A 26601-nucleotide genomic window follows, 5' to 3' on the forward strand; every position below is an offset into this window, starting at 1 on the left:
TGCTCGTTTTGCTCCGGCGTTTCGCTGGGGCAAGGCGGGCTTCCAGCCTCAAGTTTTATCTGGACGGTCAAAGGGGCCGAACCCCCTTTCTGCCCAAGAATTTCGCAAGAAACCAGTTCCCCCAAGAGCCATTAAAGAAGGTAGGAAACCGTGAACCCGGTAATCAAAACGTTCCAGTTCGGTCAATCGACCGTTACCCTCGAAACGGGCCGTATCGCTCGTCAAGCTTCCGGCGCAGTGCTGGTCACCGTCGACAACGATGTCACCGTACTGGTGACCGTGGTCGGTGCCAAGCAAGCCGATCCAGGCAAGGGGTTCTTCCCGTTGTCTGTGCACTACCAGGAAAAGACCTACGCAGCCGGCAAGATCCCCGGTGGCTTCTTCAAGCGTGAAGGCCGCCCTTCCGAAAAAGAAACCCTGACTTCGCGCTTGATCGACCGCCCGATCCGCCCGCTGTTCCCGGAAGGCTTCATGAACGAAGTGCAAGTGGTTTGCACGGTCGTTTCCACCAGCAAGAAGACCGATCCGGACATCGCGGCCATGATCGGTACCTCGGCGGCCTTGGCTATCTCGGGTATCCCGTTCGACGGCCCGATCGGCGCTGCGCGCGTGGCGTTCCATGAAAGCACCGGCTACCTGCTGAACCCCACCTACGAGCAACTGGCCGCTTCGAGCCTGGACATGGTCGTGGCGGGTACCAGCGATGCCGTATTGATGGTTGAGTCTGAAGCCAAAGAACTGACTGAAGACCAAATGCTCGGCGCTGTGCTGTTCGCCCACGATGAATTCCAGTCGGTCATTACCGCCGTCAAAGAGCTGGCCGCTGAAGCTGCCAAGCCGACCTGGAACTGGACCGCCAAGGCCGAGAACACTCCACTGCTGAGTGCTATCAGCGGCGAGTTCGGTGCTGCAGTTTCCGCCGCCTATACCATCACCGACAAGGCCGATCGTTATACGCGCCTGGGCGAGCTGCGCGATCAGGTCATCGCCAAGTTCTGCGGTGAAGAAGGTCAGCCTAGCGCTGCGGAAGTCAAAGAGATCTTCGGTGAGATCGAATACCGTACCGTGCGCGAGAACATCGTCAGCGGCAAGCCGCGTATCGATGGCCGTGACAACAAGACTGTGCGCCCACTGAATATCGAAGTTGGCGTACTGCCCAAGACCCACGGTTCGGCTCTGTTCACCCGTGGCGAAACCCAGGCCCTGGTTGTGGCCACGCTGGGTACCGCCCGTGACGCGCAACTGCTGGACACCCTGGAAGGCGAGAAAAAAGACCCCTTCATGCTGCACTACAACTTCCCGCCGTTCTCGGTCGGTGAGTGTGGCCGCATGGGCGGTGCAGGCCGTCGCGAAATCGGTCACGGCCGTTTGGCCCGCCGTTCCGTACAGGCGATGCTGCCTGCGGCAGATGTGTTCCCGTACACCATCCGGGTGGTTTCGGAAATCACCGAGTCCAACGGCTCCAGCTCCATGGCTTCGGTGTGTGGTGCTTCCCTGGCGCTGATGGACGCGGGTGTGCCGATGAAGGCGCCGGTGGCCGGTATTGCCATGGGCCTGGTCAAAGAAGGCGAGAAGTTCGCCATTCTGACTGACATCCTGGGTGACGAAGATCACCTGGGCGACATGGACTTCAAAGTCGCCGGTACCGCCAAGGGCGTCACCGCGTTGCAGATGGACATCAAGATCAACGGCATCACCGAAGAGATCATGGAGATCGCCCTGGGCCAAGCCCTGGAAGCCCGCCTGAACATCCTTGGGCAGATGAACCAGATCATTGGCCAGTCGCGTACCGAACTATCGGCTAACGCACCGACCATGATTGCGATGAAGATCGACACCGACAAGATCCGTGACGTCATCGGCAAGGGCGGCGCTACCATCCGCGCCATCTGCGAAGAGACCAAAGCGTCCATCGACATCGAAGATGACGGTTCGATCAAGATCTTCGGCGAGACCAAAGATGCCGCAGAAGCAGCGCGTCAGCGCGTTCTGGGTATCACCGCAGAAGCTGAGATCGGCAAGATCTATGTGGGCAAGGTTGAGCGCATCGTCGACTTCGGCGCGTTCGTTAACATCCTGCCTGGCAAAGACGGCTTGGTGCACATCTCCATGCTGAGCGATCAGCGCGTAGAAAAAGTGACCGACATTCTGAAAGAAGGCCAAGAAGTGAAGGTATTGGTACTGGACGTGGATAACCGCGGCCGTATCAAGCTTTCCATCAAGGACGTGGCAGCAGCAGAAGCATCGGGCGTTTAAATACCGGTGTTTGAAAAAGGGCCTTCGGGCCCTTTTTTCATGCCTGGGATTTACCGCACGGGTGGTTAAAGTTTTGCGAACATGCAACTTGCACGCAGGCAGAGGGCAGGGCGTGCAATTTGCACGAGGCGAGTTATACGGTTTATTTATAACTACATGATTCTAAAGGAAAAATAATATTCAAAAAGCTGGCACGCCAACTGCAATATCCTTGCTAACCCTGCAACCTAGATCGTAAAGGGTTGCAGAGATCCGTCAAAAAACAGGAGTGACTCGTATGAAGAAGTTCGCTATTGCTGCCGCTGCTGCTACAGCTCTGACCCTCACCATGGCCAACGCTGCTTTCGCTGCTCAAGCCACCCAAACCGCGCCGATGATGTTGGCTGCCGGTGAAGTGACTCAGGCTAAAGAAGACGTTTCCGATACTTGGATCACCACCAAAGTCAAAGCTGACCTGGTTACCGAAAAAGGCATTCCTGGTTCCGACATCAAAGTCGAGACCAACAAAGGTGTCGTTTCCCTGTCCTCGATGGTCGCCGTGACCGAAGCACAGAAAACCACCGCTGTTGCGATCACCAAGAAAATCAAAGGCGTTAAAGCTGTTTCTGCTGACGGCCTGAAAGCTCAGTAAGCTTCATGCGAAGACCACAAGGACGTGGTCACCGAGAGCCCCGAGGCTGATGCGTCGGGGCTTTTTTATGGGCGCTATTTAGCGTCAGTTGTTGCGTCGGCTCTCGATTCTGATCAACCGGTCGCCCTGAAATTTCAGGTACTGATACATCCCGTTATCAGGGCCGTAGACCCATTCCTCAACCGGCACCTCCGTGAACCCACGGCCTTGACCGGGGATACGCTGGATTCCCTGGTTAGACTTGGCGACGGGCGCTCCACACTTGCGGCTGACCTCAAAGGCCGAGTCGCCGGTCGATACAATCGAGCGACCGCAGCGCGCGGTCGAGGCCGCTTGGCTCACCTGAGCACAGGCCAGAAGGCCGACCACTAATAGAAAAGTCTTGCCTATCATCATTCAGCGTCCAGGTGCAGTGGGGTAATCACGCGGCCATCGGGCTCGGCTTTGCCCAGCGTGGTGTCGATAAAGTACACCCGGTCGTCCGCCAACTGAGCGTGACCTACCAAGTAGTCCTTGATGCTGCTGGCTCGGTCCTGCCCCAACTGGCGCAGCAGTGTGGTTGTAGCACTCCAGGATTTGACGACTTCGGCGCGCAGGTTGGCCTGTCGTTGAGCGGTATCCAACGATTCCCACTGCGCGGGCGGCTGTTGTTTGAGGCGAGTGCGGTAGATACCTTCGAGCAGAGCGGATTTCTCTGCTTCTGGGACCTGTAACAGGCTAGCCTGGGCCGGTACCTTATCGCCACGCTGTTGCAGCACCTTATAGTAGAGGCGCTGGTATTCGCGTTCCAGGCGCTGCTGCGCGATGATTGGGCCGTCGCTGGTTTGAGCGCTGGTGCCCTCGATCTCCAGGCGCAGCTCAGGGCGTTCTTTCAGCGCGCCAGACAGCTTCATCAAGGCCGCCTGAGCTTCGCCGCTCAGCTCGCTGGAGCCGGGCGCGAACGCCACAGTGCCTAGGTCTTCGGCGCTGCCGCCGCCGACCAAGCCGCCGATAAATTTGAACGGCGACTGCGCGGCCCGCAGTACCACGTTACGCAGGGTTTGCCAGACGATGGGCATCACGCTGAATTGCGGGTTGTTGAGGTCGCCAGAAACCGGCAGCTCCAAGGATATTCGGCCTTTGGTGTCCTTGAGCAGCGCTACGGCTAGGCGAATCGGTAGGTCAAGGGCATCGGGGCTGTCGACCTTCTCGCCCAATTGTAGTTGCTCGATCACCACCTTGTTCTCCGCCTTCAACTGGCCTTTGGTGATCAGGTAATGAAGGTCCAGGTCCAGCCGGCCCTTGCGGATACGATAGCCGGCGAACTTGCCGGAGTAGGGCGTCAGGGTGGTCAGTTCGACGCGCCGGAAGCGCGTGGCAATGTCCAGGCTGGCCATAGGGTCGAAAGGGTTGAGTGCGCCACTGATGGTGACGGGAGCGTAGCGGTCGACCTTGCCTTTGATATCGATGTTGGCGGGTTTGGCCAAGCGGTTGTCGAGGGTGCCGACCTGGCCATTCAACTGCTGGATCGCCGTGGCAAAGTTGGGCGTCAGGCTGAAATCTGCAAAATTGGCCGCACCCTCGTTGATCGCGATTTCCCCGATGTGGATACCCAGGGGCTTGTCGCTGCCAGCAGCTTTGGCTTGCTTGCTGGCGGCGGCCACCGGTGGCTGCGGTATCAGCAGGTCGTCAATGTTGGTTGTGCGGTCTTCGTTGATCATGAACCGCGCGTAGGGCTTTTCCAGCTTGACCTTGGCAATGCTTAGGCTCTCTCCATGCTGGTAGTCGAGGCCCTCCACCAGCAGTTGCTGCCATTTGACGAAGTCGCGCTCTTTGAGGGTGTCCAGGGTGTGCATCTGGTTGACCTGGGCCTTGCCGGTGACACGCAGGGCCAGCGGCTCAGTGCTTTCAAGGTTGACCGCGAGCTCAGAGGCCAGCATGCCGCTGCGCAGCTCCAAGCGAATGAAAGGGCTGATGTAGGCTTGGGCCAGGCGTAGGTCGATGTCTTGGCTGGTGACGTTCAAGCGCGCGCTGACAGGCGCCAAGTTGACCTCGCCGTTGGCCTGCAGTTTGCCCTGGCGGCCCAGGCCAGTGTCGAGCTTGAGGCTAAAGGGGCTTTTGTTGAGGCTGTCGAAGTGTTTGATGTCGAGGTTCAACGGGCCGACTTCTAGAGCAACGGGCTGTTTGGGGACGCGGTCTGCCAAGTGGGCTTTATAGTCGCGTAACTGCACGTCGTTGAGCAGCACTTGCCATGGTTTGGCAGGCTTCGCTGGGGCAGGCGCGCTGGCGGTCGCTGGCGCGCGGCTGGCAGCGGCGCTGGGCGCTGCTGGTTGGCTGGCGAATAGCTTCTGCCAGTCGAGCTGGCCGTCGGCCTCTCGGGCCGCCCAGGTTTCCAGCCCTTGGCTGCGCACTTTGCCAAGAATGACTTGTTGTTTGGCCAGGTCCAGGGAGCCTTCGCTGACGTCGAACCGGGCCAGGCGCACGAGCGGCTTGCCGTCGGGCGACTTGATCGCGAACGGGGCGATGCTCAGCGACGCATTGCTGAGTTTCAGTTCGGTTTGCTTGGCCAGGTTCAGGCTGTAGTCGGTGTTGAAATTCAGCACCCCGTTTTCCAGCACAAGCGGCACGGCATCGCGTACATAGGGCCACCAGGCGTTCATCGGCCCGTCGGTGACCCGCAGTGACCCTTGGGACGTGATCGGGCTCAAGCCCACCTGGCCTTTCCAGTCAATGCGCCCGCCGTCCGGGCCAACAGCCACTAGGCTCATGTCGGCATGGTCGTCGGGCAAGGTGCTGAGGTTGTTCAGCTCCATGTTCAGCGAGTCGTAAAGGAACTCAATGGGCTGGCTGGGGCGCAGGTCCTGGAAGTGCAGGTAGCCTTCGTTCAACTTCAGCAGGCCGACACGGATGCCCAAGGGGCTCGCGGCGGGTTCTTCGGGCTTGGTCTCGCTGGCGGGCAGCTTGAACAGCTGTGCGAGGTTCAGCGTGCCGGCCTTGTCGAACAGCACTTGGGTCCGCGGCTTGTCCAGCTCGATGGCGGCCAGGTGCAGGGCGCCGCTCCAGAGGCTGTCGAGCTGAAGGTTGGCATACAGCCGTTCGAAGCCGACTTGCTCGGTGCCGGGCTCGCCGATGTGCAGCCCCCACAGCGTCAGCTCCAGGCTGAACGGGTTGAACTCCAGGCGCTCGAGATGCGCTGGCACGCTGGCGTAGTTCGCAAGCTGCTGGTTGGCAATGCGCAGGCCGATGCCGGGCAGGATGATGAAGCCCAACAAGCTGTACAGGGCAAGCAGCGCCAGTAGGGCGCCTACGGCACGTTTCAAACCTTTGGGCATAAGAGGGCAACTGTCTCCAACGAAGTGCCTCGGAGTATGCCACGGCAACGCGGTTGCGCAGAACCGCGCTTATGTTTCACAGATGCAGAACGAGGGTTTTAAGCGGTGGCTGGCCATCGTGGGAGGGGAAATCAGCGTCTGGTTTAATGGTTTCCCAGGCGCGTACCGGGCGCCCAGCTTTTTCGGCACAGCGCAGCACGCCCTCGCGCCAATCATCGAAGCTCACTTTTGCCAGATTGTTGCAGCAGATAAGAGTGCCGGCGTCCGCAGTGGCCAGCAGCGCGGGTTTGAGCAGGCTTTGGTAGTCGCGCAGCAGGTCGACGGTGCCGAACGCGCTTTTCGCCCAGGCAGGGGGGTCGAGAAATACCAGGTCGTATTGGCGCTGCGCCAGGCGTGGGTAGCTCGGCAGTTTGTGCCCCCGCCGCGCGGTGATGGGCAAGCCAGCCAATTGGCGGATGGCGGGGAAGTAGTCGGACTGAATAAACTCCATGGGCGCGAGGGTGGGGTTCAACTGGCCATTTTCGCGACCCACCGCCAGGTTGCCCTCGGCGAAATCCAGGTTGCACACCTCACTGGCGCCCCCCGCTGCCGCGCTTAGGCCCACGCCACAGGTGTAGGCAAACAGGTTCAGCACGCTTTTGCCTTGGGCATGGCGTTTGACCCAGCCGCGGGCTGCGCGTAAGTCTAGAAACAGTAAAGGATCTTGCCCCGGGTGGCGGCCGCGAACGCGGTAATTAAGCCCCCACTCATGGCCGACCAGGTCTGCTAAGGCAGCCGCCTCGGCGGGGTAGATGGGGTCTAGGCGATCGATACGGGAATTGCCCTGGGAGCGGTCGTTGTAGACCAGCAGCAAGGGCTGTTGTAGCTCGGCTTCAGCCAGTTCGCGCAGGGCCAGGAGGTCTTCCAGCGCGAGGCTGCGGTGGAAACTCTGCACCAACAATTGCGGGCCATAGCGGTCCAGGGTGAGGCCGCTGGCGCCCTCTTGGCTGCCATGGAACAAGCGGTAACAGTCGGTACCTTGCTGGTGTAGCTGTGCTAGCAGAGGTTTGCGCTGGTCGAGCGCGGCGCGCAGCGCCTGAGTCAAAGAGGACATGCCTGGCGCCTTGAAAAAGAGGGCGTCAGTTTAACCCGTGGATCAGAGGATGCCCATCCGCCGCCGTGCTCGGTGCAGCGAACCGTCGCGTACCGCCCAGCGCAGCACCGGCGCCAGAGCGTGGATGCCGGCACGGGTGGCTTGGCGCTGCCAATGGGGCTGGTGCAAGCCCAACTGGTCGCTGGCCCAGTCGGGCAGTAAGTCGATGCCTGCCTGCATCATCAAATGGCCGAAGGGTTTAGCCAAGCGACTCGGTGCGGGCGCGTTGAGTAAAAGGCGCAGCACTTCTCGACTACGATGGTCGCACACCAGCTGCGGGCGGATGCGCGTCAGGTAGGCGCTGACCTCTGCACGCGATTGCGGAACATCGACGGCCCCTAGGGCGTGCGCGACGCGGGCTATTTCGCGGTAGTAGGTGTCTTGCTCCTGGCCTGAAAGGTGCGGGTTGCGATAGCGCAAATGGGCCGCGAGAAAGTGGCTGACTTCTGCCACATGCACCCAGGTCAGCAACTGCGGATCGCTGGCAGCATAAGGCCGGCCGTCTTCGCTGTGACCGCTGACTTGCAGGTGAATGCGGCGTACTTTGTCGATCAGCCAGTCGGCGTCATGGGTCGAGCCGAAGGTGGTGCCAGAGATGAACTGCCCGGTACGGCGTAGCCGCCCCAGCATGTCGTGACGAAAATTGGAGTGGTCCCAAACGCCCGCCAGCGCCAGCGGGTGCAAGGCTTGCATCATCAGCGCGCTGATCCCGCCGATGAGCATGCTGGTGAAGTCGCCATGCACTTGCCAGCTCACTGAGTCTGGGCCAAACAGGCCCGGGTCCCCTCGTGGGTGCTCAAGGTCGAGTTGCCCCAGGGACAGCCCGGTTAGGCTGAGCACCTGGGTTTCGATACGGCGGCGAATGAATTCCATACTAAGCCAGCGCCGCCAGGCCCCTTGCGCCAGTTGCAAGGGGCCTGGGGCGATTAACCGCGGTGGCGGCTGCGGAAGAAGTTGATCAGGCCTTGGGTGGAAGCATCCTCAGCAGGCTCTTCAATGCCGCCGGTCAAACGCTGATAAACACCCTTGCCCAGTTCTTTGCCCAACTCTACGCCCCACTGGTCGAATGCGTTGGTGCCCCACAGTACGCTCTGTACGAACACCTTGTGCTCGTACATGGCCACCAACGCACCCAGACGGCGAGGGCTGATGCGCTCTACCACCAAGGTATTGCTCGGGCGGTTGCCCGGAATCACCTTGTGCGGCGCCAGCTTTTGCACATCGGCTTCCGCCATGCCGCCGTCGCGCAGCTCGGCTTCAGCCTCGGTGCGGCTCTTGCCCAGCATCAGCGCCTGGCTTTGCGACAAGCAGTTGGCGAACAACCATTGGTGGTGGTCGGCGACCGGGTTGAAGCTGACCACGGGCACGATAAAGTCGGCCGGGATCAGTTGGGTGCCTTGGTGCAGTAATTGGTGGTAGGCGTGCTGCCCGTTGCAGCCCACGCCGCCCCAAATCACTGGGCCGGTATCCGTGGTGACTGGCGTGCCGTCCTGGCGAACGCTCTTACCGTTGGACTCCATGTCCAGCTGTTGCAGGTGCTTGGTGATGTTACGCAGGTAGTGGTCGTACGGCAGGATCGCGTGGGACTGGGAATTCCAGAAGTTGCCATACCAGATGCCCAGCAGCGCCAGCAGGACGGGCATGTTGTGTTCGAAGGAGGCGGTCTGGAAGTGCTGGTCCATGACGTGGGCGCCGGACAACAGCTCTTTGAAGTTGGCCATGCCAATGGACATGGCGATGGGCAGGCCGATGGCCGACCACAGGGAATAGCGCCCGCCAACCCAATCCCACATCGGGAAGATATTTTCTTCGCGAATGCCAAACGCTACGGCGGCCGCGTTATTGCTCGATACAGCGATGAAGTGCCGGTACAGCTCGGCTTCCGAACCGCCCTGGGCCAAATACCAGCCGCGTGCGGCCTGGGCGTTTTTCAGGGTTTCGAGGGTGCTGAAGGATTTCGATGAGACGATGAACAGCGTGGTTTCAGCGCGCAGTTTGGCGGAAAGCTCGTGGAACTCACTGCCGTCGATATTCGCCAGGTAGTGGCAGCGCACGCCTTTCTGGGCGTAGGGCAGCAGGGCTTCGGACACCAGCTCCGGGCCCAGGAAGGAGCCGCCGATGCCGATATTCACTACGTCGGTGATGGGTTTGTCGGTGTAGCCGCGCCACAGACCATCGTGGATGCGCCCGACCAGTTCGGTGATCTGGTTGAGCACTTTGTGGACTTCCGGCATCACATTGACGCCGTTGACGCTGAGCTTGTCGCCGACGGGGCGGCGCAGGGCAGTATGCAGCGCCGGGCGGCCTTCTGAGGCATTGAGCAGTTCGCCAGAGAACATCGCTTTAATTGCGTCAGCCAGGCTCACTTCATTGGCCAGTTGCACCAGCAGGTCGCGGGTCTCGGCGGTGATCAGGTTTTTCGAGTAGTCCAGAAACAACCCGCACGTGCTGAGAGAAAACTCATCGAAGCGTTTCGGGTTGGCATTGAAAGCATCGCGCATGCTGAAGTTATGCATGGCATCGCGGTGGTGCTTGAGCGCCTGCCAGGCGGGCAGGGTAGTCACGTCGTGAGGAGTGCGGTAGTACGCCATCGCTGCAGGTTTCCTTTTTCTTTGACTGCCTTTGGACAAGGAGCATCCCGGCCAGGTTGCGTAAATATTCACGGTGCGCAGCGGGCCGAATTACTCCTTGGCCCAATGCCATGTATACCATGCAGCGCTACAGGTTGAGCAATCACGCCGCGCGGTTGCCGCAGAAAGCTGAAAAAAAGGTCAACCCCCGCTGCTCAGCTTCACTTGTAGATTGTCGATCAGGCGCGTATTCCCAAGATACGCCGCCACCAGGATCACCAGATCGCGGTCCTCTGGGGTAGCGGGGCGCAGGTGCCGGGCTTCGCGTACTTCGAGGTAGTCGGGCCTGAAGCCTTGCTCCTGTAAGCCTTGCTGGGCATCGGCGAGCAAACGAGGATAGTCACGGCGGCCGGCATGCATGGCTTCGGCCAGGCTTTGCAGGCAGGCGTATAACTGTGGCGCCAGTGCGCGCTCCGGCTCGGACAAGTAGCCATTGCGCGAAGATAGCGCCAAGCCGTCTTCAGCGCGAACCGTGGGCTCGCCGTCAATTTGTATCGGCATGTTGAGGTCGCGCGCCATGGCGCGGATCACGGCCAGTTGCTGATAGTCTTTTTGCCCGAATATCGCCAGGTCAGGCTGGACCATGTTGAACAGCTTACTGACCACCGTGGCCACCCCTTCAAAATGCCCTGGGCGGCTGGCACCACACAGGCCCTCGGACAGTTGCGGCACACTGACGCGGGTTTGCCCGGCCATACCGTCGGGGTACATCTGCGCCACCGTGGGCGCAAACAGCAGGTCGCAGCCGGCGGCCTCTAGCTTGTGTTGGTCGGCGGCCAGGGTACGCGGGTACTTGTCGAGGTCTTCGCTGGGGCCGAATTGCAGCGGGTTGACGAAGATGCTGGCAACCACGAAGTCCGTGCGTTCGGCGGCTTTGCTGACCAACTCGGCATGGCCGCTGTGCAGGTTGCCCATGGTTGGCACGAAGCCGACCTTCAGCCCCTGCTGGCGTGCGCTGGCGACGGCGGCCCGCAGCGCGGATACGGTGTTAACGGTGATCATGCGCTGAACCCATGTTCGCTGGCGGGAAAGCTGACGGCTTTGACTTCACTGACATACGCACTCAAGGCGCTCTGGATGTCAGGCTGCCCGCGCATGAAGTTCTTCACGAACTTGGGCACCCGGCCGCTGAGCGACAGGCCGAGCATGTCGTGCAGCACCAGCACCTGGCCGTCGGTTGCACTGCCGGCGCCGATCCCGATCACTGGCACTTTTGCTGCCTGGGTAATCTCGGCAGCCAGCTCGCTGGGAACGCACTCTAGCAGAATCATGGCGGCACCGGCCTGCTCCAGCGCCAGGGCGTCTGCACGCATTTGCCTGGCTTGGCTTTCTTGGCGGCCTTGAACCTTATAGCCGCCCAGCACGTTGACCGACTGCGGCGTCAGGCCCAGGTGCACGCACACCGGTACACCCCGTTCGGCCAGCAAACGCACGCTATCGGCCAGCCAGGCCGCGCCTTCGAGCTTGACCATATGGGCGCCGGCCTGCATGACCGCAGCGCTGTTGGCCAGGGTCTGCTCGAGGGTCGCGTAGGCCATGAAGGGCAGGTCTGCAAGGATGAGGGCATCGAGGTTGCCGCGCTTTACGCAGGCGACATGATAGGCCATGTCGGCGGTGCTCACCGGCAAGGTGCTGGAATGCCCTTGCAGCACCATGCCCAGAGAGTCCCCGACCAATAACACTTCCACACCGGCCTGGCTCGCGGCGCGCGCGAAGGTCGCGTCGTAGCAGGTCAACATGGTTATTTTCTCGCCCTTGAGCTTGAGGCTCTGCAGGGCGGTCACGGTAATCTCTGGCATCGAAAGGGATCCTCAGTCGGGCGCGGGGTAAGACGACGTCATCTGCTGTGGCGTTTGCTGCGCGTCCGGTTGTTATGATTTTCGCGCCTATAGTCGTGAGGAGGGCCTACGAAGTCAATTGTCCCGTTGCGCGGGGCCTTGATTGGCCGATCAGGCGTCTGCCGGCCCTGCGGCCATGCGCTCCAAGCCTTGGAAAGGGCAAGCTGCCAGCAGTTCGCTCAGGGCACGGCCGTCGGCCAGCACGAAATCGCTCGGCACCAGCTCCGCCAGGGGATAAAGCACAAACGGGCGAGCGTGGAGGTGATAGTGCGGCACTTTCAGGCGGGGGATGTCAATGACGTGCTCACCGAAGAGCACGATGTCCAAGTCCAGGGTACGCGGCCCCCAGCGTACGCCACGTTCGCGGCCCTGGTCGGCTTCGATGGCTTGTAGGGCATCGAGCAACGCCAAGGGCGCCAGCGCGGTAGCCAGTGCGACCACGGCATTGGTGTAGCGCGGCTGCCCAGGCAGCAGCGAGTCACTGGTGTAAAAGCTGGAGGTACCGGTCACGGCCGAGTTCGGCAGCGTGCCTAAGGCGGTAATCGCCTGGCGCAACTGGGCACTGGGTTGTGCCAGGTTGCTGCCCAGGCCGATGAACACCTGTTCCAAGGCTTATTCGCCGGCGCCGCTGGCGGCATCGGCACCTTTGCGCTTGGCCGCGCCACTGCGGCGGCGTTTGCGCGGCGCGCCGGGGGCGGCGCCTTCGTCTTTGCCACCGAGGTCGCGAATCATACCGCGGCGCTCGCTGTCGTTGGCGTCCTGGTAGGCCGTCCACCATTCGCCCAGGCCATCGGTGTCTTCACCGGCGGACTCGCGCAACAAGAGAAAGTCATAGCCTGCCCGAAAGCGTGGGTTGTCCAAAAGCAGGTCGGCGCGTTTGCCGCTGCGGCGCGGCAGGCGTTCTTGCATGTCCCAGATCTCGCGAATCGGGATGGTGAAACGCTTGGGAATAGCGATGCGCTGGCACTGCTCGATGATCAGTTCGTGGGCCGCTTCCTGCATGGCTGGAATCGGCGGCATGCCACGGCTCTGCAAGCGCAGCACGCGGGCGGGCAGGGCCGGCCACAGCAGGGCTGCGAACAAGAACGCCGGGGTCACGGGCTTACCCTGCTTGACGCGCAGATCGGTATTGATCAGCGCTTCGCTGATCAGGGTGTGGGTATAGGTCGGCTCATCTTCCAGGGCTTCGGAACTGGCCGGGAACAGTGGCTCGAACAGCTCCAGGTCGACCATCATCTCGAAGGTGTCGCTGGCATAGCCATTGAGAAACAGCTTCAAGACTTCCTCGAACAAGCGCGCCGTGGGGATTTCCCGCAGCATCGGCGCAAGTTCGCGAATCGGCGTGGCAGAGTGCCTTTCTATGCCGAAGTCGAGCTTGGCGGCGAAGCGCACGGCACGCAGCATACGCACCGGGTCCTCCTGATAGCGCTTGACCGGATCGCCAATCAGGCGAATCAGGTGGTTGCGTACATCATGGACGCCATTGGCGTAGTCCAGAATGCGTTCGGTGACGGGGTCGTAGTACAGCGCGTTGATAGTAAAGTCGCGGCGCTGGGCGTCTTCTTCGAGCGTGCCATACACGTTGTCGCGCAGAATGCGCCCGCTTTCGTTGCTGGAGGATTGATTGCTGTGTTCCTCCTCGTCGAGCGGGTGATTGGCGCGGAACGTCGCGACTTCAATGATCTCACGGCCAAAATGCACATGGACCAATTTGAAGCGGCGCCCAATCACGCGGGCATTGCGGAACTCCGCTTTAACCTGCTCGGGCGTGGCGCTGGTGGCGACGTCGAAGTCTTTCGGGGTGATCCCCAGCATCAGGTCGCGGACACAACCGCCAACCAGATAAGCCTGGTAACCCGCGTTTTGCAGGCGCTCGACGATACCGACGGCGTGACGGCTGAACTGGTGACGTTGCAGCGAATGTTGGCCGCTATTGAGTACTTCGGGCGTGGTGCGCAAGTGTTGCGGACGACGCACCGGGGTACGGAATGACTGGAACAGCTTCTTCAGCATGGGAGGCACTGTTTGAAGGAATGTTCGACCAAAAACGGAGAGTGGTCGCATGATGGGCGGGGATTCTAGCATTTACTCGGGGGATGGTGTAGGACGCTGCCGCATTGGCTGACGTGCGAGCCGGCGCGGAAACTACAAGGGGAGCCGAAGCTCCCCTAGAAAGTAGTTTTGCGTGCTCTTATTGTTTTGTGTCGGGCTTCTTGTTTTTGTTGAGTGCCCTGGCCACAAAGCTTGTGCTTGTGGCTGCCTCCCGAATCGGGAGTCAAGAGCAAACGGATTGCTTTGGTCGCTGCGCTGCAATGATCGATCGATCCAACCAGTTCGGGCCCTGCTTTAAAGTGCAGTCTTATTATTCTCGGCCTGGCTGTGAGGCGAACCTCAAGTACAACTCCTCTCCAAAAGAATCAGTTAGCTGCGCCTCCGCCGTGTTGTTCTTGTTATGCGTGAGCCGTTTCGTTTTATTTTTATTGTGGTTTACATCGGTTTTTATTGTTCTTGTACCGTAGATATAGCAGGACCTGTGCCAACTTTTAGGAGGCCTTTAAAATCAAGGGGTTAGAAGTTCTGGTGAACAGGTGTAGCCCGGAATGACGGCATTTTCGTTACCGCTGAACCCGCCTTTTGTTACGTCTGCGGGCCAGCGGTAACAGTTTTCGCCAAGGGGGCGATGTTACCCCCGCGGGTGGGGGTAACAGCTGAAACGTATCAGCTTTCCGAGGTGGCCCCCGACTTGCGCCGCGGGATGCCCAGGCGCTGTCGACGCTCCCACAAGCACTTGCGGCTGACCCCCAATTTGCGCGCCAACTCGGTCTCAGTCATGTGATCCTGATGTTCGAGTACGAAGTGCTGGAAGTAGTCCTCGAGGGAGAGGTCTTCAGTGGGCTCGTGGCTGGCCGACGTACTGCCGCTCTGTGGCGGCAAGCCAATGAAATCGTCATCCAGGTCGTCGGGCTCGAAGTCGATACCGAGCATCTCTGCGGGAATTTCTGCGCTCTCGCTCAGGATGACAGAGCGTTCCACGGCGTTTTCCAGTTCTCGTACGTTGCCTGGCCAGGCGTAGTGGCGGATCGCATGCTCGGCGTCCGGCGCAAAGCGCAGGTCGTTACGGCCGATGCGTGCGCTTTGGCGCAGCAAGAACGCCTGGGCAATCTCATTGACGTCAGCACCGCGCTCGCGCAGTGCCGGCAACTTGAGCGCAATGACGTGCAGGCGGTAGTACAAGTCTTCGCGAAATTGCCCGACCTTGGCCAGGCTCTTGAGGTCGCGGTGGGTCGCGGCGATCAGCCGAACGTCGACCTTTTGCGATTGCACCGAACCCACTCGGCGGATTTCACCTTCCTGCAGTACCCGCAGCAGACGCGCCTGAGCCTCGAGCGGCAGCTCACCGATTTCATCCAAAAACAGGGTACCGCCGTCTGCCGCTTCCACCAGCCCCGCGCGCCCGGCGCTAGCACCGGTGAATGCGCCCTTTTCGTGGCCGAACAGTTCCGACTCGATGAGGGTTTCAGGAATGGCGGCGCAGTTGACCGAAATCATCGGCGCCTTGGCGCGCCTGGACAAATTATGCAAGGCCCGGGCGACCAGCTCTTTACCGGTGCCTGACTCGCCCTGGATCAAAACATTGGAGTCGGTGGGCGCGACTTTGCGGATCTTGCTGTAGAGGTCCTGCATGGGCGCGCAGGAGCCGATGATGCCGATCTCGCCATTGGCCGCTTCGGCGCCAGGTTTGTCGTTACCCGGTTTTGCCGCAGGCGCCGTGCGCGGCTGGCGGTCACGCAGGATGCGCGCCACGGCCTGGAGCATCTCGTCGTGGTCGAAGGGTTTGGCGATGTAGTCCACCGCGCCCATTTTCATCGAGTCCACGGCCGAGCGCAGGCTCGCGTAGCTGGTCATGATCAGCACCGGAATGCCCTGACCCAGGCGAATCAGTTCAGTGCCCGGGGCGCCAGGCAGGCGCAAGTCGCTGACGATCAGATCAAACGAGGTGATGGTGTAGCGTTCCTGGGCTTCCTGCACGGAACCGGCTTCGCTGACCTGGTACTGATTGCGTTCAAGCAGACGGCGCAGGGCGGAGCGAATGATGGTTTCGTCTTCGACGATCAAAATATGCGGCATTGACTCGGCTCTCTCGACGGTCTCAGTTCACAGCGGACGTCGCTTCGACATGTCGCGGTAGGGTTACCCTAATTCGGGTGCCGCGCTGGCGTTGTATATCAGCCGGGCTGTCGATGGTGATTTGTCCATAATGCTCCTCAACGATGGAATAGACCAGTGCAAGCCCTAGCCCGGTTCCTTCGCCTGGATCCTTTGTGGTGAAGAAAGGTTCGAACAGGCGGTCTATGATGTTCTTGGGAATTCCGCTGCCTTCATCTTCGACAATTAGGTCGACGGTATGCTCACTCGCTTCGCTTTTGACCCGCACAGCGCCGCCGGCCTGTGAGGCGTCGCGGGCATTGGACAGCAGGTTGATGAGGACCTGGGCCAGACGTTGCGGGTCGCCCCCTACCCAGTGGTCGGGGTCGCACAGATTATAGAACTGCACTTCGAAGTTGCGCCGGTTCAGCGCCAGCAGGCCGATAGCGTCTTGCGCCACTTGGGCCAGGTTCACCGGCTCGTCGCTGTGCTGATGGCCGCCGGCATGGGCGAAACTCATCAGCGACTGCACGATGCGCGATACGCGCTTGGTTTGTTCGAGTATCTGATTGGTCAGGACGGTGATTTCGCCGTCTTCTTCACGCTCTTCGCGCAGGTTTTGCGCCAGGCAGGCAATCCCGGTGATCGGGTTACCAATTTCGTGGGCGACCCCTGCGGCCAGGCGTCCAATGCTGGCCAGGCGCTCGGAGTGCACTAATTTGTCTTCGAGCATCTGGGTGTCGGTGAGGTCCTCGACCAGCAGTACCAAGCCGCTGTTACCGGGGGCCAAGGGCTCGTCGATCGCCGCCTTGTGCAGGTTCAACCAGCGGATCTGCCCCTCCAGCGGCAAGCGCTGTTTATGCAAGTGTTCATCGGGCACATTGATAAAGCCCATCAGTAAAGCGCGCCAAGGGTCGCTGATGGTGATCAGGCGCGACCCCACCACGTGCTGCGCGGCAATGCCGGTGAGGTCCTCCATGGCTTTGTTCCACATGAGGATTTCCTGGTCCTTGGCCAGTGAGCAAACGCCCATGGGCAGCTCTTGCAGGGTCTGGCGGTGATAGCGGCGCAGGGCATCGAGCTCGGCGGCCAGGCCGGTCAACCGCGAGTGGTAGTCTTCCAGGCGGCTTTCAATAAAGTGAATATCTTCGGTGACGTAGTTCTCGCCGGCCGACTTATAGGGGAGGAAGGTCTCCACCATGTCCTGCGCCACGCTGGGGCCCATAAGCCCGGAGAGATTGGCTTCAATGCGGTCGCGCAGGCGCCTTAAGGCGTAGGGGCGGCGCTCGTCGAACGGCAGATAGAGGTCGCGCAGCGCTTGCTCGACCTCGCGCTGGGCCGCCTTGGCGCCCAGGGGCTTAGCCAATTGGGTGGCGAACTCCTGCGGCGACGCGGCGTGCAATTCGCGGCGTTGCGGGCGGCGCACGTTGTCCACCGCGCAAGCCTCGGCGGCGCTGATCTCTTCGGTGCTGGCTGCGGTAAACAGCGACACCAGGGTGAACACCAGTACGTTGGCGGCCAGTGAGGCGATCGCCGCCATGTGCCAACTGGTGTCGTCGAGCACGTAAATCATGTTCAGCAGCGGAATGTAGAAGCCTTGCAAGTTGCCAATCAGCGGCAGCAGCATGGTGATCAGCCAGACCAGCATGCCGGCCAGCAGGCCGCCGATAAAACCACGGCGGTTCGCCGTCGGCCAGTAGAGTACCGAGAGCACCCCCGGCAAGAACTGCAAGGTGGCGACAAAGGCGACAATACCCAGGCTCGCCAGGCTTTTACGATCACCCAGCACCAGGTAGAAGGTGTAGCCGGCCAGGATGATCGCCACGATCAACGCGCGGCGCGTCCATTTCAGCCAGCGGTAGATATTGCCCTCCGCAGGTGGCTGATACAGCGGCAGCACCAGGTGGTTGAGCATCATCCCCGAGAGCGCCAGGGTCGTGACGATCACCAGCCCGCTGGACGCTGAAAGCCCGCCCACATACGCCAACAGCGCCAGTAGCGGCTGATTGGCCGCCATGCCCAGGCCCAGGGTGAAATATTCGGGGCTAGTGCTGACCCCCAGGCGCAAGCCCGCCCACAGCACCAGGGGGACCGCCAGGCTCATGAGCAGCAGCACCAGCGGCAGCCCCCAGCTGGCGCTCACCAAGGCACGGGGGTTGAGGTTTTCGGTGAACACCATGTGGTACATGTGTGGCATGACAATCGCCGAGGCGAAGAACACCAGTAACAGAGTGCGCCAGGGGCCTTCTTGCAGGGGGGTATGCAGGTTGGCCAGTGCCGCCTGGTTTTGCATTAGCCAGACTTCGAGGTCATGGGGGCCATCGAACACCCCGTACAGCGCATAGAGGCCGACACCGCCCAGGGCTACCAGCTTGATGACGGATTCGAACGCGATCGCAAACACCAGACCTTCGTGCTTTTCCCGCGTTGCGATATGCCGCGAGCCAAAGAAGATCGTAAACAGGGTGATCAGTGCGCAGAAGGCCAACGCAACCCGGTTGAGTACTGGCTCACCAGTGAGTATGCCAATCGACTCAGCCACAGCCTGGATCTGCAGAGCCAGCAGCGGTAGCACGCCGACCAGCATAAACAAGGTGGTCAAGGCGCCTGCCCAGGTACTGCGGAAACGGAAGGCGAACAGATCGGCCAGGGACGACAGTTGATAAGTGCGAGTGATTTTGAGGATGGGGTACAGCAGCACCGGGGCGAGCAGGAAGGCCCCCGACACCCCAAGGTAGCAGGCCAGAAAGCCATACCCATACTGATAGGCCAAACCCACCGTGCCGTAGAACGCCCAGGCACTGGCATAGACGCCGAGGGACAGGGTGTAGGTCAACGGGTGGCGAATGATTGCACGCGGGATCATCCCCCGCTCGCTTACCCAGGCGACGCCGAATAGTACGGTCAGGTACCCGGCGCTGATCAGGATCATCTGGGTGAGGCTAAAGCTCATCGGCGTCTCGCTGGCTCTGCAGAATAAAAGTCACGACGATCAGGATCAGCCACAGCAGATAAGGGCGATACCAGGCACCGCTGGGTTCTATCCACCAATCCATAATGGCGGGGGAGAACAGGTAGATGCCGACGACCAGCAGCAGAACCAATCGGTAGATGTACATGCGGACCTCTCGCGTGAACCGCGGCGTCGCCGAGTGGCAGTGAGCAGGGGTAAAAAAGAGCTGCGATGGTAACGGATTTTACGACCAGTCGCTGCCCCTCAGGCGGGTTTGCGCAACTGCGCTTCGGCCAGCGCGCGCACCTTGGGGATGGCCTCCGGTGCCCAGTGAGCAATTGCCCAACGCATGACGTCGGCAGGGCTAGCTTGCGCCAGGTGCGGGTCGATGCTTTGGCCCAGGGCTAGCAACGCTCTGACCAGCAGGGGCGCGGCCTGGTCGGCGGGCAGTGGCGGGGAACGGTAGCTTTTGCCAAGCTTGTTGCCATCGGGTTGGATGATCAATGGCACGTGCAAGTAGCGCGGTGCCGGCAAACCCAGCAGTTCCAGCAGGTAGAGTTGCCGTGGCGTGGAGTCCAGCAGGTCGGCGCCGCGCACGATATCGGTCACGCCCTGCCAACTGTCATCCAGTACTACCGCCAGTTGGTAGGCGTAGAGGCCATCGCGGCGTTGGATCACGAAATCGCCTGCGTCCTTACCCAAGTGCTGTTCCACGTGGCCCTGGACGCGGTCGCTGAAGGAATACTTGAGCTCTGGCACGCGCAGACGAATGGCGGCATCACGGCGTTCGTGGCCCAGGTTCCGGCACAAGCCTGGGTAGACGCCTTCGTAGGGTTCCAGCTGCTTGCGCGAACAGGTACAGGCGTAGGCCAGCCCCTGTTGGAACCAACGCTCGATCACGCTGGCGTAGGCGTCGTGGCGCTGGCTTTGGTAAACCACGGGGCCATCCCACTCAAAACCGTAAGCTTCCAATGCTTGCAGTATGGCGGCCTGGGCGCCCGGGGGTTCGCGTGGGGGGTCGAGGTCTTCCATGCGCACGAGCCACTGGCCGCCCACGGCCCGAGCGTCCAGATAAGACGCCAAGGCAGCCACCAATGAGCCGAAGTGCAAAAAGCCACTGGGCGTGGGTGCAAAGCGGCCTATGTAGGCAGGTGAGTTCATCAGGGCGGGGCTGTGTGAGGAGGGCGAAAAGGACAGCGGGGCGTGTAGGCCGCTCCGCTGCAGGCCGGTTACTTGCCGACCTGTTTTTCCTTGATTTCTGCCAGCGTCTTGCAGTCTACGCACATGTCGGCGGTGGGACGGGCTTCGAGGCGGCGAATGCCGATCTCCACACCACACGACTCGCACCAGCCGTACTCTTCGTCTTCGATCAATTGCAGCGTTTTGTCGATCTTTTTGATCAACTTACGCTCACGGTCGCGGGCGCGCAGTTCGAGGCTGAATTCTTCTTCCTGGCTGGCACGGTCTGCCGGGTCCGGGAAGTTAGCCGCTTCGTCCTTCATATGATCGACGGTGCGGTCGACCTCCTGCATCAAGTCCTGTTTCCACTTGTTGAGGATCTTAGTGAAGTGCATGCGCATGGGCTTGCCCATGTATTCCTCACCCTGGGCTTCTTTATAGGGTTCGAAACCGCTGATGGGCTGCGTTTTTTTAACTTCATTGGTGGGCATGAATTGACCGCCTCTCGCTCTTCTAATCCATTGCGCAGAATGATCCGTCTCCGACACCTGTCGGCCTGCGACTGCAAGCCGGCGAACTTATCAGAACAATTCAACGCGCGCTACTCCCGGTTGTCGAGCCCGGATGGGCGTGGCCTTTATATCGCCATCCGCACATTGCCAGTAGCTGGCAACGTTGCCAGGGCAGGGGCGCGCAATTGGCCGGGGTTCGGTAGACTCACACGCTTTGCCCGTTCAGGAATCATCATGGCCCAGCCTTACAGCGCGCGCAGCCGCGCGATCGAACCTTTTCATGTGATGGCGCTGCTGGCCCGCGCGAATGAATTGCAGGCAGCCGGCCATGATGTGATCCACCTGGAGATCGGCGAGCCGGACTTCACCACGGCGGCTCCTATTGTGGCTGCTGGCCAGGCCGCCCTGGCGGCCGGGCACACCCATTACACGGCGGCGCGCGGCTTGCCTGCCCTGCGCGAGGCTATCGCCGGGTTCTATCAGCAGCGCTACGGGGTGGCCGTCGATCCGCAACGAATCCTGGTCACCCCCGGCGGCTCCGGGGCGCTGCTGTTGACCAGCAGCCTGTTGGTCGACCCCGGTAAACACTGGCTATTGGCCGACCCGGGCTACCCGTGCAATCGGCACTTTTTGCGCTTGGTCGAAGGCGAAGCGAAGTTGGTGCCCGTAGGCCCGAACGAACGTTACCAACTGACCGCGCCGCTGGTGGCCGAGCATTGGGACGAACACAGTGTCGGCGCGCTGGTTGCCTCGCCAGCCAACCCCACCGGGACCTTACTGGCCCGTCACGAGCTAGCCGAGCTGTCGGCGGCAGTCAAAACGCGCCAAGGTCACTTAGTGGTGGACGAGATTTACCACGGTCTGACCTATGGGCAGGACGCCGCGAGCGTACTGGAAGTGGACGACCAAGCGTTCGTCCTTAATAGTTTCTCAAAATATTTCGGAATGACCGGCTGGCGCCTGGGCTGGATGGTTGCTCCCAGCGAAGCGGTCGGTGAATTGGAGAAACTGGCGCAAAACCTCTACATCAGTGCCTCCAGCATGGCGCAACATGCGGCGCTGGCCTGCTTCGAGCCCGCCACCCTGGCTATTCTTGAGACGCGCCGTGAAGCATTCCGCCAGCGTCGCGATTTTCTCCTGCCCGCGCTGCGGGAACTGGGCTTTTCCATAGCCCTGGAGCCCGAAGGCGCTTTCTATCTTTATGCCGATATCAGCGCGTTCAGCGACGACGCTTTCGCCTTCTGCCGGCACTTTCTGGAAGTGGAGCACGTGGCCTTTACCCCAGGCTTGGATTTCGGCCGGCATGGGGCGGGCCATCACGTGCGCTTCGCTTATACCCAGAGCCTGCCGCGCCTGCATGAGGCCGTGGAGCGCATCGCCCGTGGCCTGCGGCGCTGGAGCGGGCAATGATCTTCCAACCGGCGCTGGAAGAAGGGCGCCTGTTGCAGCGTTACAAGCGCTTTCTCGCGGACGTCGAGTTGGCCAGCGGCGAGCGCCTGACCATTCACTGCCCCAACACCGGCTCCATGCTCAACTGCATGGCGCCGGGAGGGCGGGTTTGGTTCAGCCGTAACCATGATCCCAAGCGTAAGTTACCGGGCACTTGGGAAATCAGTGAAACCCCGCAAGGGCGCCTGGCGTGTGTCAACACCGGGCGTGCCAATACCCTGGTCGAGGAAGCGTTGCGGGCGGGGATCATCACCGAGCTGGCCGGTTTTGTCGGTCTCAAACGCGAGGTGGCTTACGGCGAAGAGCGCAGCCGTATCGATTTTCGCCTGCAATACCCTGCCGGCATGGCCTTTGTCGAGGTCAAGAGCGTCACCCTGGGTTACCCCGACAGCTCGGTGGCGGCCTTCCCCGATGCCGTGACCCAGCGCGGCGCCAAGCACTTGCGCGAATTGGCGAGCCTGGCCCGGCAAGGTGTGAGGGCCGTGCAATTGTATTGCGTGAACCTGACTGGCATCGAGGCGGTGCGGCCTGCCAAAGAAATCGATGCAGCCTATGCTCAGGCGCTGCAAGTGGCCGCTGAGGCGGGGGTCGAGGTGCTTGCCTATGGCGTTGAACTGGACGCCCAGGGCGTACGGATCAATCGGCGTCTGCCGGTGCTTCTGGGCGGGTGATGGGTAACAGCCAGACGCCTTGGTGGTCTTCGTGACAGGCCAGCGCCTGCAACTGCTCCCCTGCACAAGGGCCTGCCACGCACTCGCCACTTTCCACCAGAAACAAGGCCCCATGGCGTGCGCAGCGGATCAGGCTGGCGCTGTCATCGAGGAATTGGTCGGGCTGCCACTCCAGAGAGATGCCTCGGTGGGGGCAGCGATTGCGGTAGGCATACACGCGGCCGTCACGGCGTACCGCCAGTAGATGCAGCCCGGCCACGTTAAAGCCAAGGCTTTGCGCCTCGCCAAGTCGATGTGATTCACAGAGCCAGTGCATGGTCAGCCTTGATGGGGGGATGTGCCCAAGGCTACAGGGAGATAGGGGCTTTCCTCCAGGCAAAAAAAGACCCGGCAAAAAGCCGGGTCAAAAACCGTGATTAGCCTGATGAGGAGATAATTTGAAAGTCCGAACCAAGGGCCTTTCAATTACCGGCTGATCTCGCGACCAGTTGTGATAATCATAACGATTCTCATTTAATAGTCAACCCATCCAGTTAGTTTTTTCAATGGGGGCGATTAAAACGGCCGCGGCGTGGTCAGCCTTCATTGCGTTGTTGGGTGACTTGCCGGTTGAGTGACTCAATGCGCCTGGCCATGCTTTCGATCAGGCTATGGGCTATGCGCGGGTTACTCTGGGTGAGGCTCAGGAATTGATCCTTGGGGATCAGCATGACGGTGCAGGGCACGCTGGCTATCACCGTCGCGCTACGTTTCTCTGAGGTGAATACGGCCATGGCGCCGAAGATTTCGTCCTTCGGCACGTCGCCCACCTTGTGCCCATCGACAAAGGCTTCAGCGTGCCCGTCGGTAATGATGAAGACGTGGTCGGCGTCATCGCCCTGGGCGATCAAGGTTTCACCCGCGGCGACCCGCTTGAAACCGTTCGAGCTACGGAACTCCGGTTGTTTCAGGCGGGTGATGGCGTCGCACAGCAGCAGGGTTTGCCCTTGCAGGTACTCGATCAATAGCGCCTGCCGCTCGGCGCTGGCGCTCAGGTGCGCCAACAGCTCGGCACGGGCGTAGGGCACCAGTGACACGGGCGCCTCAGCGCTCAAGCGGGGTTTCGCGTAAAGCTCGTGACCCTGGTTCAGCCCCAGCAGGTCGCCGTCTTGCAGGTAGAACAACGCGCGTTCGTTCAGGCTGGCTTTGATCAGCCCACTCTCGACCCAATAAACGCAGGCTTCGTCGAGCAGTTGCGCTAGGTCGTCCCCGGGTTCGAGTTCACGCTTGGGCAGGCACTGGGGCAAGTCTTGCAGCAGTTGCCCAGCGATGCTCTGAAGCCGATTGACCCACGCGTCGGCATAGGCGGGTTGCTCCCCTAGTAAATACATTGTTCGGATCTCTCGGCGACCTGGCTGGAATATGAACGATCAGTTCTTCTGGCGTGAAGATATCGTTTCCAGATGTTTATTCAAGGCCTCTTTGCGCTCGTCGGGCACATCGTTCCAATGAATATCCGCTAGTGCGCCCTCTATGGCGTAGAGCAACACTTTGGAGGCACGGAAGCCGCGCGCCTTTACTGCCCGATAGGCATCCACTGCGCCCAAGCGGCGTAAATCCGACTCAGTATGAATGCCCACTGCATGCAACCACTGCACGAACGTCTTACCCAGATTCTTCAGCTGTAGGAGCTCATCGTTCATCGGGCCTCCTGGCACTGGCTAAACGCTGGGGGCGCATGAAGGAAGTGTAGCGGCACTTTGAGAATGTGCGCGCAATTGCCGCGACCGTGCCCGCGGCCCCGTGCACACCAGGGCCGCCGCAAGGGATGCCAGATTAACGGGTGCGGTAGCGCAGGCGCGTACCGAAGTTAACCGACATGAGTATTTCGTCGGCACTCAGCTCTGGGGGGAAGTAGGCCCCGGAGATTTGTGCATGGGCCAGGCTGGCGCCTTCCATTTTACTTTCGCGCAGATCCAGGCCGCGCAGGTCGGCGGCGCGGAAGTAGGCGTCGGTGAAATCGATGCCGCTCGCATTCAGCAAGCGCAGGTCGAGGCCGCGAAAATCACCGCCACGGAAGTCGATCTGACTGTCTTGCGGGCGTTCGTTGTTGAAGCCACGGACGTTTTCGCCGTGCACGAGTGCGTAGAGCGGCGAGTCGAGTTGTTTGGGCTGGCTCATGGAACCGACTCCTTTTGGTAAAGTGGCGCCACTATAGTGCCACTATTTCATGAGATTAAACTGTGCGCTAATTCACGGACCTGAGTTTTCCTTCAAAGGCCTGGCAGGCGTTGCCGGATCTGCTCCACCAGCTGGTCAAGGCTACCGCTTTCGTTGGTTTCAACCCGTTTGACATGCAACGCTTCGGCCGCGCTCAGCGCCTCACGCTGCGCTTGCTGCGCCTCGATCACCTCAAGCGTAGCATCTGAGGGGTCATTGTTTGCGCTCTGACGCTGTTGCAACCAACTGGTAATCACTGCCATGGGGGCATTGCAGTCCAGAATCAGGAAGGGGACGCCGGTGGCTTCGGCCACCTGAGCGGCGCTGTGGCGTTGCGCGCTTTTCAGGTATGTAGCGTCGATGACCACCGGAAAACCCGCTTGCAGGACTTGGCTGGCTAGCTCATTAAGGCGCGCGTAAGTGTCGGCGCTGGCGGTTTCGCTATAAATCCCTTCGCCCACCCCCTGAGTGGACTCTGCACCGAACAGGCGCTTGCGTTCGACGTCCGAGCGCAGGCGCACGGCGCCCAAGGCTTCGACCAAGCGCATCGCCACCTGGCTTTTGCCGACGGCAGACACGCCGCTGGTGATGGCCAGAAAGCGCGACGGGATGGCGCTGTAGCTCTCGGCGAGGTTCGCGTAGTTGCGATATTGCTTCAGGGCTGTGGCGCGCTGGATGCCCGTCGCCTCGGCCGGCATGCTGAACAGTGCGATCTTGCCCCGCACCATTGCGCGGTAGGCCTTGTAGAAGTTCAGTAACTGCAGGCCTTGGTAGTCGCCGGTCAGTTCCAGGTATTGGCTGATAAAGCGCCGAGCCAGGGATTTCAGACCGCGGTCTTCCAGGTCCATGGCCAGGAAGCCGGCGTCGGCGTAGACGTCGGTGAAGCGGAACGGTTCGTTGAATTCGATGCAGTCGAACACCACCACCTGGTCATCGATAACGGTGGCATTGCCCAGGTGAATATCACCATGGCACTCGCGGATAAAACCGTTGGCTTTGCGTTGCTCCAACAACGGCTTGAGGCGTTCGAAGCTGGCGTTGGCCCACGCTTGCAAGGCGTCTAGCTGAATCAGGTCGGCTTTATCGGAGAGAAACGGGCGGATCTGCTCGAAGTTCTGCGTGACCGGTTCCATCACCGCCTCGGGGGTGCCCTGGTGATGGTCCTGGGGCACATGCGGTGCATTGAGATGGAAGTGCGATATCTGCTGGGCCAGGCTATCAATGTGGCTACTTCCCAGTTCCCCGTTGGCCTGCAGGGTGCTCAGCAGTTGGCTTTGCGGGAACTGACGCATCTTTAATACGTACTCGATGGGCTCCCCTGGCCCGCCCAGTACCGGCGCTTGCAGGCTACCGGTGATCGGCAGCACTTCAAGGTAGAGGTCCTGGGTCAGGCGCTGATTCAAACGCAGCTCTTCAGCGCAGAAATGCCCACGTGACGCCAGCTCGGAAAAATCCAAAAAACCAAAATTGACCGGCTTTTTGATTTTGTAGGCAAACGGGCCCGTGAGCAGCACCCACGAGATGTGCGTTTCGATAACCTGGAAATCGTCAACCGCGTGCGGGTACAAGGCTGGATTTTGCAGGGCGGCGATCAGGGTTTGGCTCACGGGTGATCCTTCAAATGGAAGTGATTGCTAAGGGGCTATTATGGTCATTGAGGGCTGCGATGCAAACCGCTGAAGCGTGTCTGCCCA

The 26601-nt window shown here is 60.7% G+C and carries 23 protein-coding genes; 4 read left to right on the forward strand and 19 right to left on the reverse strand.

Features of this window, described 5'->3' with window-relative positions:
- Positions 1–150: 150 nt before the first annotated feature.
- Complete coding sequence (pnp, locus tag QCL65_RS03985; protein ID WP_407315000.1) at positions 151–2256, forward strand: polyribonucleotide nucleotidyltransferase; 2106 nt, start codon at positions 151–153, stop codon at positions 2254–2256.
- Between the two features lie 277 nt (positions 2257–2533).
- Positions 2534–2887, forward strand: coding sequence for a BON domain-containing protein (locus tag QCL65_RS03990; protein ID WP_407315001.1), 354 nt, complete (start codon positions 2534–2536; stop codon positions 2885–2887).
- A gap of 84 nt (positions 2888–2971) precedes the next feature.
- Here QCL65_RS03990 and QCL65_RS03995 read toward each other — a convergent pair whose 3' ends face one another.
- The 14 genes from QCL65_RS03995 to dksA form a co-directional block, all read right to left on the reverse strand.
- Positions 2972–3283, reverse strand: coding sequence for a DUF2845 domain-containing protein (locus tag QCL65_RS03995; protein ID WP_407315002.1), 312 nt, complete (start codon positions 3281–3283; stop codon positions 2972–2974).
- A complete protein-coding gene (locus tag QCL65_RS04000) occupies positions 3280–6198 on the reverse strand; it encodes a DUF748 domain-containing protein (RefSeq protein WP_407315003.1) in 2919 nt (972 codons plus the stop codon). Before QCL65_RS04000 ends, QCL65_RS03995 begins: the two co-directional genes overlap by 4 nt.
- A 76-nt stretch (positions 6199–6274) precedes the next feature.
- Positions 6275–7291, reverse strand: coding sequence for a class I SAM-dependent rRNA methyltransferase (locus tag QCL65_RS04005; protein ID WP_407315004.1), 1017 nt, complete (start codon positions 7289–7291; stop codon positions 6275–6277).
- Between the two features lie 42 nt (positions 7292–7333).
- Positions 7334–8203, reverse strand: a complete 870-nt coding sequence (locus QCL65_RS04010) for an oxygenase MpaB family protein (protein ID WP_407315005.1) — start codon at positions 8201–8203, stop codon at positions 7334–7336.
- Between the two features lie 53 nt (positions 8204–8256).
- Entirely contained in the window at positions 8257–9921 is a 1665-nt protein-coding gene (pgi, locus tag QCL65_RS04015) for a glucose-6-phosphate isomerase (RefSeq protein ID WP_407315006.1), read from the reverse strand.
- 180 nt (positions 9922–10101) lie between these two features.
- Positions 10102–10962: a pantoate--beta-alanine ligase gene (gene panC / locus QCL65_RS04020; protein ID WP_407315007.1), complete on the reverse strand. Its 861-nt coding sequence runs from the start codon at positions 10960–10962 to the stop codon at positions 10102–10104.
- Positions 10959–11759, reverse strand: coding sequence for a 3-methyl-2-oxobutanoate hydroxymethyltransferase (gene panB, locus QCL65_RS04025; RefSeq protein ID WP_407315008.1), 801 nt, complete (start codon positions 11757–11759; stop codon positions 10959–10961). Before panB ends, panC begins: the two co-directional genes overlap by 4 nt.
- 150 nt (positions 11760–11909) lie before the next feature.
- Positions 11910–12407, reverse strand: coding sequence for a 2-amino-4-hydroxy-6-hydroxymethyldihydropteridine diphosphokinase (gene folK, locus QCL65_RS04030; RefSeq protein ID WP_407315009.1), 498 nt, complete (start codon positions 12405–12407; stop codon positions 11910–11912).
- A gap of 3 nt (positions 12408–12410) precedes the next feature.
- Positions 12411–13811 (reverse strand): polynucleotide adenylyltransferase PcnB, encoded by a 1401-nt coding sequence (locus QCL65_RS04035; protein WP_407315010.1) that lies wholly within the window; start codon positions 13809–13811, stop codon positions 12411–12413.
- Between the two features lie 705 nt (positions 13812–14516).
- On the reverse strand, positions 14517–15926 hold the full coding sequence (locus QCL65_RS04040; protein ID WP_407315011.1) for a sigma-54-dependent transcriptional regulator: 1410 nt from the start codon (positions 15924–15926) through the stop codon (positions 14517–14519).
- Positions 15927–15948: 22 nt separating this feature from the next.
- Complete coding sequence (locus QCL65_RS04045; RefSeq protein ID WP_407315012.1) at positions 15949–18897, reverse strand: sensor histidine kinase; 2949 nt, start codon at positions 18895–18897, stop codon at positions 15949–15951.
- Positions 18887–19063, reverse strand: coding sequence for a hypothetical protein (locus tag QCL65_RS04050; RefSeq protein WP_226507069.1), 177 nt, complete (start codon positions 19061–19063; stop codon positions 18887–18889). Before QCL65_RS04050 ends, QCL65_RS04045 begins: the two co-directional genes overlap by 11 nt.
- A 98-nt stretch (positions 19064–19161) precedes the next feature.
- Complete coding sequence (gene gluQRS, locus QCL65_RS04055; RefSeq protein WP_407315013.1) at positions 19162–20058, reverse strand: tRNA glutamyl-Q(34) synthetase GluQRS; 897 nt, start codon at positions 20056–20058, stop codon at positions 19162–19164.
- 68 nt (positions 20059–20126) lie between these two features.
- The gene (gene dksA, locus QCL65_RS04060; RefSeq protein ID WP_407315014.1) at positions 20127–20567 is read right to left on the reverse strand and encodes an RNA polymerase-binding protein DksA; all 441 of its coding nucleotides are present in this window, start codon (positions 20565–20567) and stop codon (positions 20127–20129) included.
- Positions 20568–20822: 255 nt separating this feature from the next.
- Between dksA and QCL65_RS04065 the strand changes: the two genes are divergently transcribed.
- Positions 20823–21998 (forward strand): pyridoxal phosphate-dependent aminotransferase, encoded by a 1176-nt coding sequence (locus QCL65_RS04065; protein ID WP_407315015.1) that lies wholly within the window; start codon positions 20823–20825, stop codon positions 21996–21998.
- Positions 21995–22708 (forward strand): DNA/RNA nuclease SfsA, encoded by a 714-nt coding sequence (gene sfsA / locus QCL65_RS04070; RefSeq protein ID WP_407315016.1) that lies wholly within the window; start codon positions 21995–21997, stop codon positions 22706–22708. Before QCL65_RS04065 ends, sfsA begins: the two co-directional genes overlap by 4 nt.
- On the opposite strand, the gene QCL65_RS04075 is transcribed toward sfsA, so the two are convergent.
- The 5 genes from QCL65_RS04075 to QCL65_RS04095 all read right to left on the reverse strand — a co-directional run bounded on the left by QCL65_RS04075 (position 22674) and on the right by QCL65_RS04095 (position 26514).
- On the reverse strand, positions 22674–23024 hold the full coding sequence (locus QCL65_RS04075) for a Rieske (2Fe-2S) protein (RefSeq protein ID WP_407315017.1): 351 nt from the start codon (positions 23022–23024) through the stop codon (positions 22674–22676). The genes sfsA and QCL65_RS04075 overlap by 35 nt on opposite strands.
- Positions 23025–23283: 259 nt before the next feature.
- Complete coding sequence (locus QCL65_RS04080; RefSeq protein ID WP_407315018.1) at positions 23284–24078, reverse strand: Crp/Fnr family transcriptional regulator; 795 nt, start codon at positions 24076–24078, stop codon at positions 23284–23286.
- A gap of 39 nt (positions 24079–24117) precedes the next feature.
- Positions 24118–24390, reverse strand: a complete 273-nt coding sequence (locus tag QCL65_RS04085; RefSeq protein WP_407315019.1) for a TfoX/Sxy family protein — start codon at positions 24388–24390, stop codon at positions 24118–24120.
- Between the two features lie 133 nt (positions 24391–24523).
- Positions 24524–24868 carry a pentapeptide repeat-containing protein gene (locus tag QCL65_RS04090; protein WP_407315020.1) on the reverse strand — a complete coding sequence of 115 codons (345 nt, stop codon included), beginning with the start codon at positions 24866–24868 and terminating at the stop codon, positions 24524–24526.
- Positions 24869–24960: 92 nt separating this feature from the next.
- A complete protein-coding gene (locus QCL65_RS04095) occupies positions 24961–26514 on the reverse strand; it encodes an AAA family ATPase (RefSeq protein WP_407315021.1) in 1554 nt (517 codons plus the stop codon).
- Positions 26515–26601: the final 87 nt, after the last annotated feature.

It is taken from the genome of Pseudomonas sp. nanlin1 (genome assembly GCF_045571515.1).
Lineage (GTDB): Bacteria > Pseudomonadota > Gammaproteobacteria > Pseudomonadales > Pseudomonadaceae > Aquipseudomonas.

What these genes read in the sequence shown, in the direction of transcription:
- QCL65_RS03990 (WP_407315001.1), top strand. Translation starts at nt 2,534, where the DNA reads ATGAAGAAGTTCGCTATTGCTGCCGCTGCTGCTACAGCTCTGACCCTC.
- QCL65_RS03995 (WP_407315002.1), bottom strand. Translation starts at nt 3,283, where the DNA reads ATGATGATAGGCAAGACTTTTCTATTAGTGGTCGGCCTTCTGGCCTGT.
- QCL65_RS04000 (WP_407315003.1), bottom strand. Translation starts at nt 6,198, where the DNA reads ATGCCCAAAGGTTTGAAACGTGCCGTAGGCGCCCTACTGGCGCTGCTT.
- QCL65_RS04005 (WP_407315004.1), bottom strand. Translation starts at nt 7,291, where the DNA reads ATGTCCTCTTTGACTCAGGCGCTGCGCGCCGCGCTCGACCAGCGCAAA.
- QCL65_RS04010 (WP_407315005.1), bottom strand. Translation starts at nt 8,203, where the DNA reads ATGGAATTCATTCGCCGCCGTATCGAAACCCAGGTGCTCAGCCTAACC.
- pgi (WP_407315006.1), bottom strand. Translation starts at nt 9,921, where the DNA reads ATGGCGTACTACCGCACTCCTCACGACGTGACTACCCTGCCCGCCTGG.
- panC (WP_407315007.1), bottom strand. Translation starts at nt 10,962, where the DNA reads ATGATCACCGTTAACACCGTATCCGCGCTGCGGGCCGCCGTCGCCAGC.
- panB (WP_407315008.1), bottom strand. Translation starts at nt 11,759, where the DNA reads ATGCCAGAGATTACCGTGACCGCCCTGCAGAGCCTCAAGCTCAAGGGC.
- QCL65_RS04035 (WP_407315010.1), bottom strand. Translation starts at nt 13,811, where the DNA reads ATGCTGAAGAAGCTGTTCCAGTCATTCCGTACCCCGGTGCGTCGTCCG.
- QCL65_RS04040 (WP_407315011.1), bottom strand. Translation starts at nt 15,926, where the DNA reads ATGCCGCATATTTTGATCGTCGAAGACGAAACCATCATTCGCTCCGCC.
- QCL65_RS04045 (WP_407315012.1), bottom strand. Translation starts at nt 18,897, where the DNA reads ATGAGCTTTAGCCTCACCCAGATGATCCTGATCAGCGCCGGGTACCTG.
- QCL65_RS04050 (WP_226507069.1), bottom strand. Translation starts at nt 19,063, where the DNA reads ATGTACATCTACCGATTGGTTCTGCTGCTGGTCGTCGGCATCTACCTG.
- gluQRS (WP_407315013.1), bottom strand. Translation starts at nt 20,058, where the DNA reads ATGAACTCACCTGCCTACATAGGCCGCTTTGCACCCACGCCCAGTGGC.
- dksA (WP_407315014.1), bottom strand. Translation starts at nt 20,567, where the DNA reads ATGCCCACCAATGAAGTTAAAAAAACGCAGCCCATCAGCGGTTTCGAA.
- QCL65_RS04065 (WP_407315015.1), top strand. Translation starts at nt 20,823, where the DNA reads ATGGCCCAGCCTTACAGCGCGCGCAGCCGCGCGATCGAACCTTTTCAT.
- sfsA (WP_407315016.1), top strand. Translation starts at nt 21,995, where the DNA reads ATGATCTTCCAACCGGCGCTGGAAGAAGGGCGCCTGTTGCAGCGTTAC.
- QCL65_RS04075 (WP_407315017.1), bottom strand. Translation starts at nt 23,024, where the DNA reads ATGCACTGGCTCTGTGAATCACATCGACTTGGCGAGGCGCAAAGCCTT.
- QCL65_RS04080 (WP_407315018.1), bottom strand. Translation starts at nt 24,078, where the DNA reads ATGTATTTACTAGGGGAGCAACCCGCCTATGCCGACGCGTGGGTCAAT.
- QCL65_RS04085 (WP_407315019.1), bottom strand. Translation starts at nt 24,390, where the DNA reads ATGAACGATGAGCTCCTACAGCTGAAGAATCTGGGTAAGACGTTCGTG.
- QCL65_RS04090 (WP_407315020.1), bottom strand. Translation starts at nt 24,868, where the DNA reads ATGAGCCAGCCCAAACAACTCGACTCGCCGCTCTACGCACTCGTGCAC.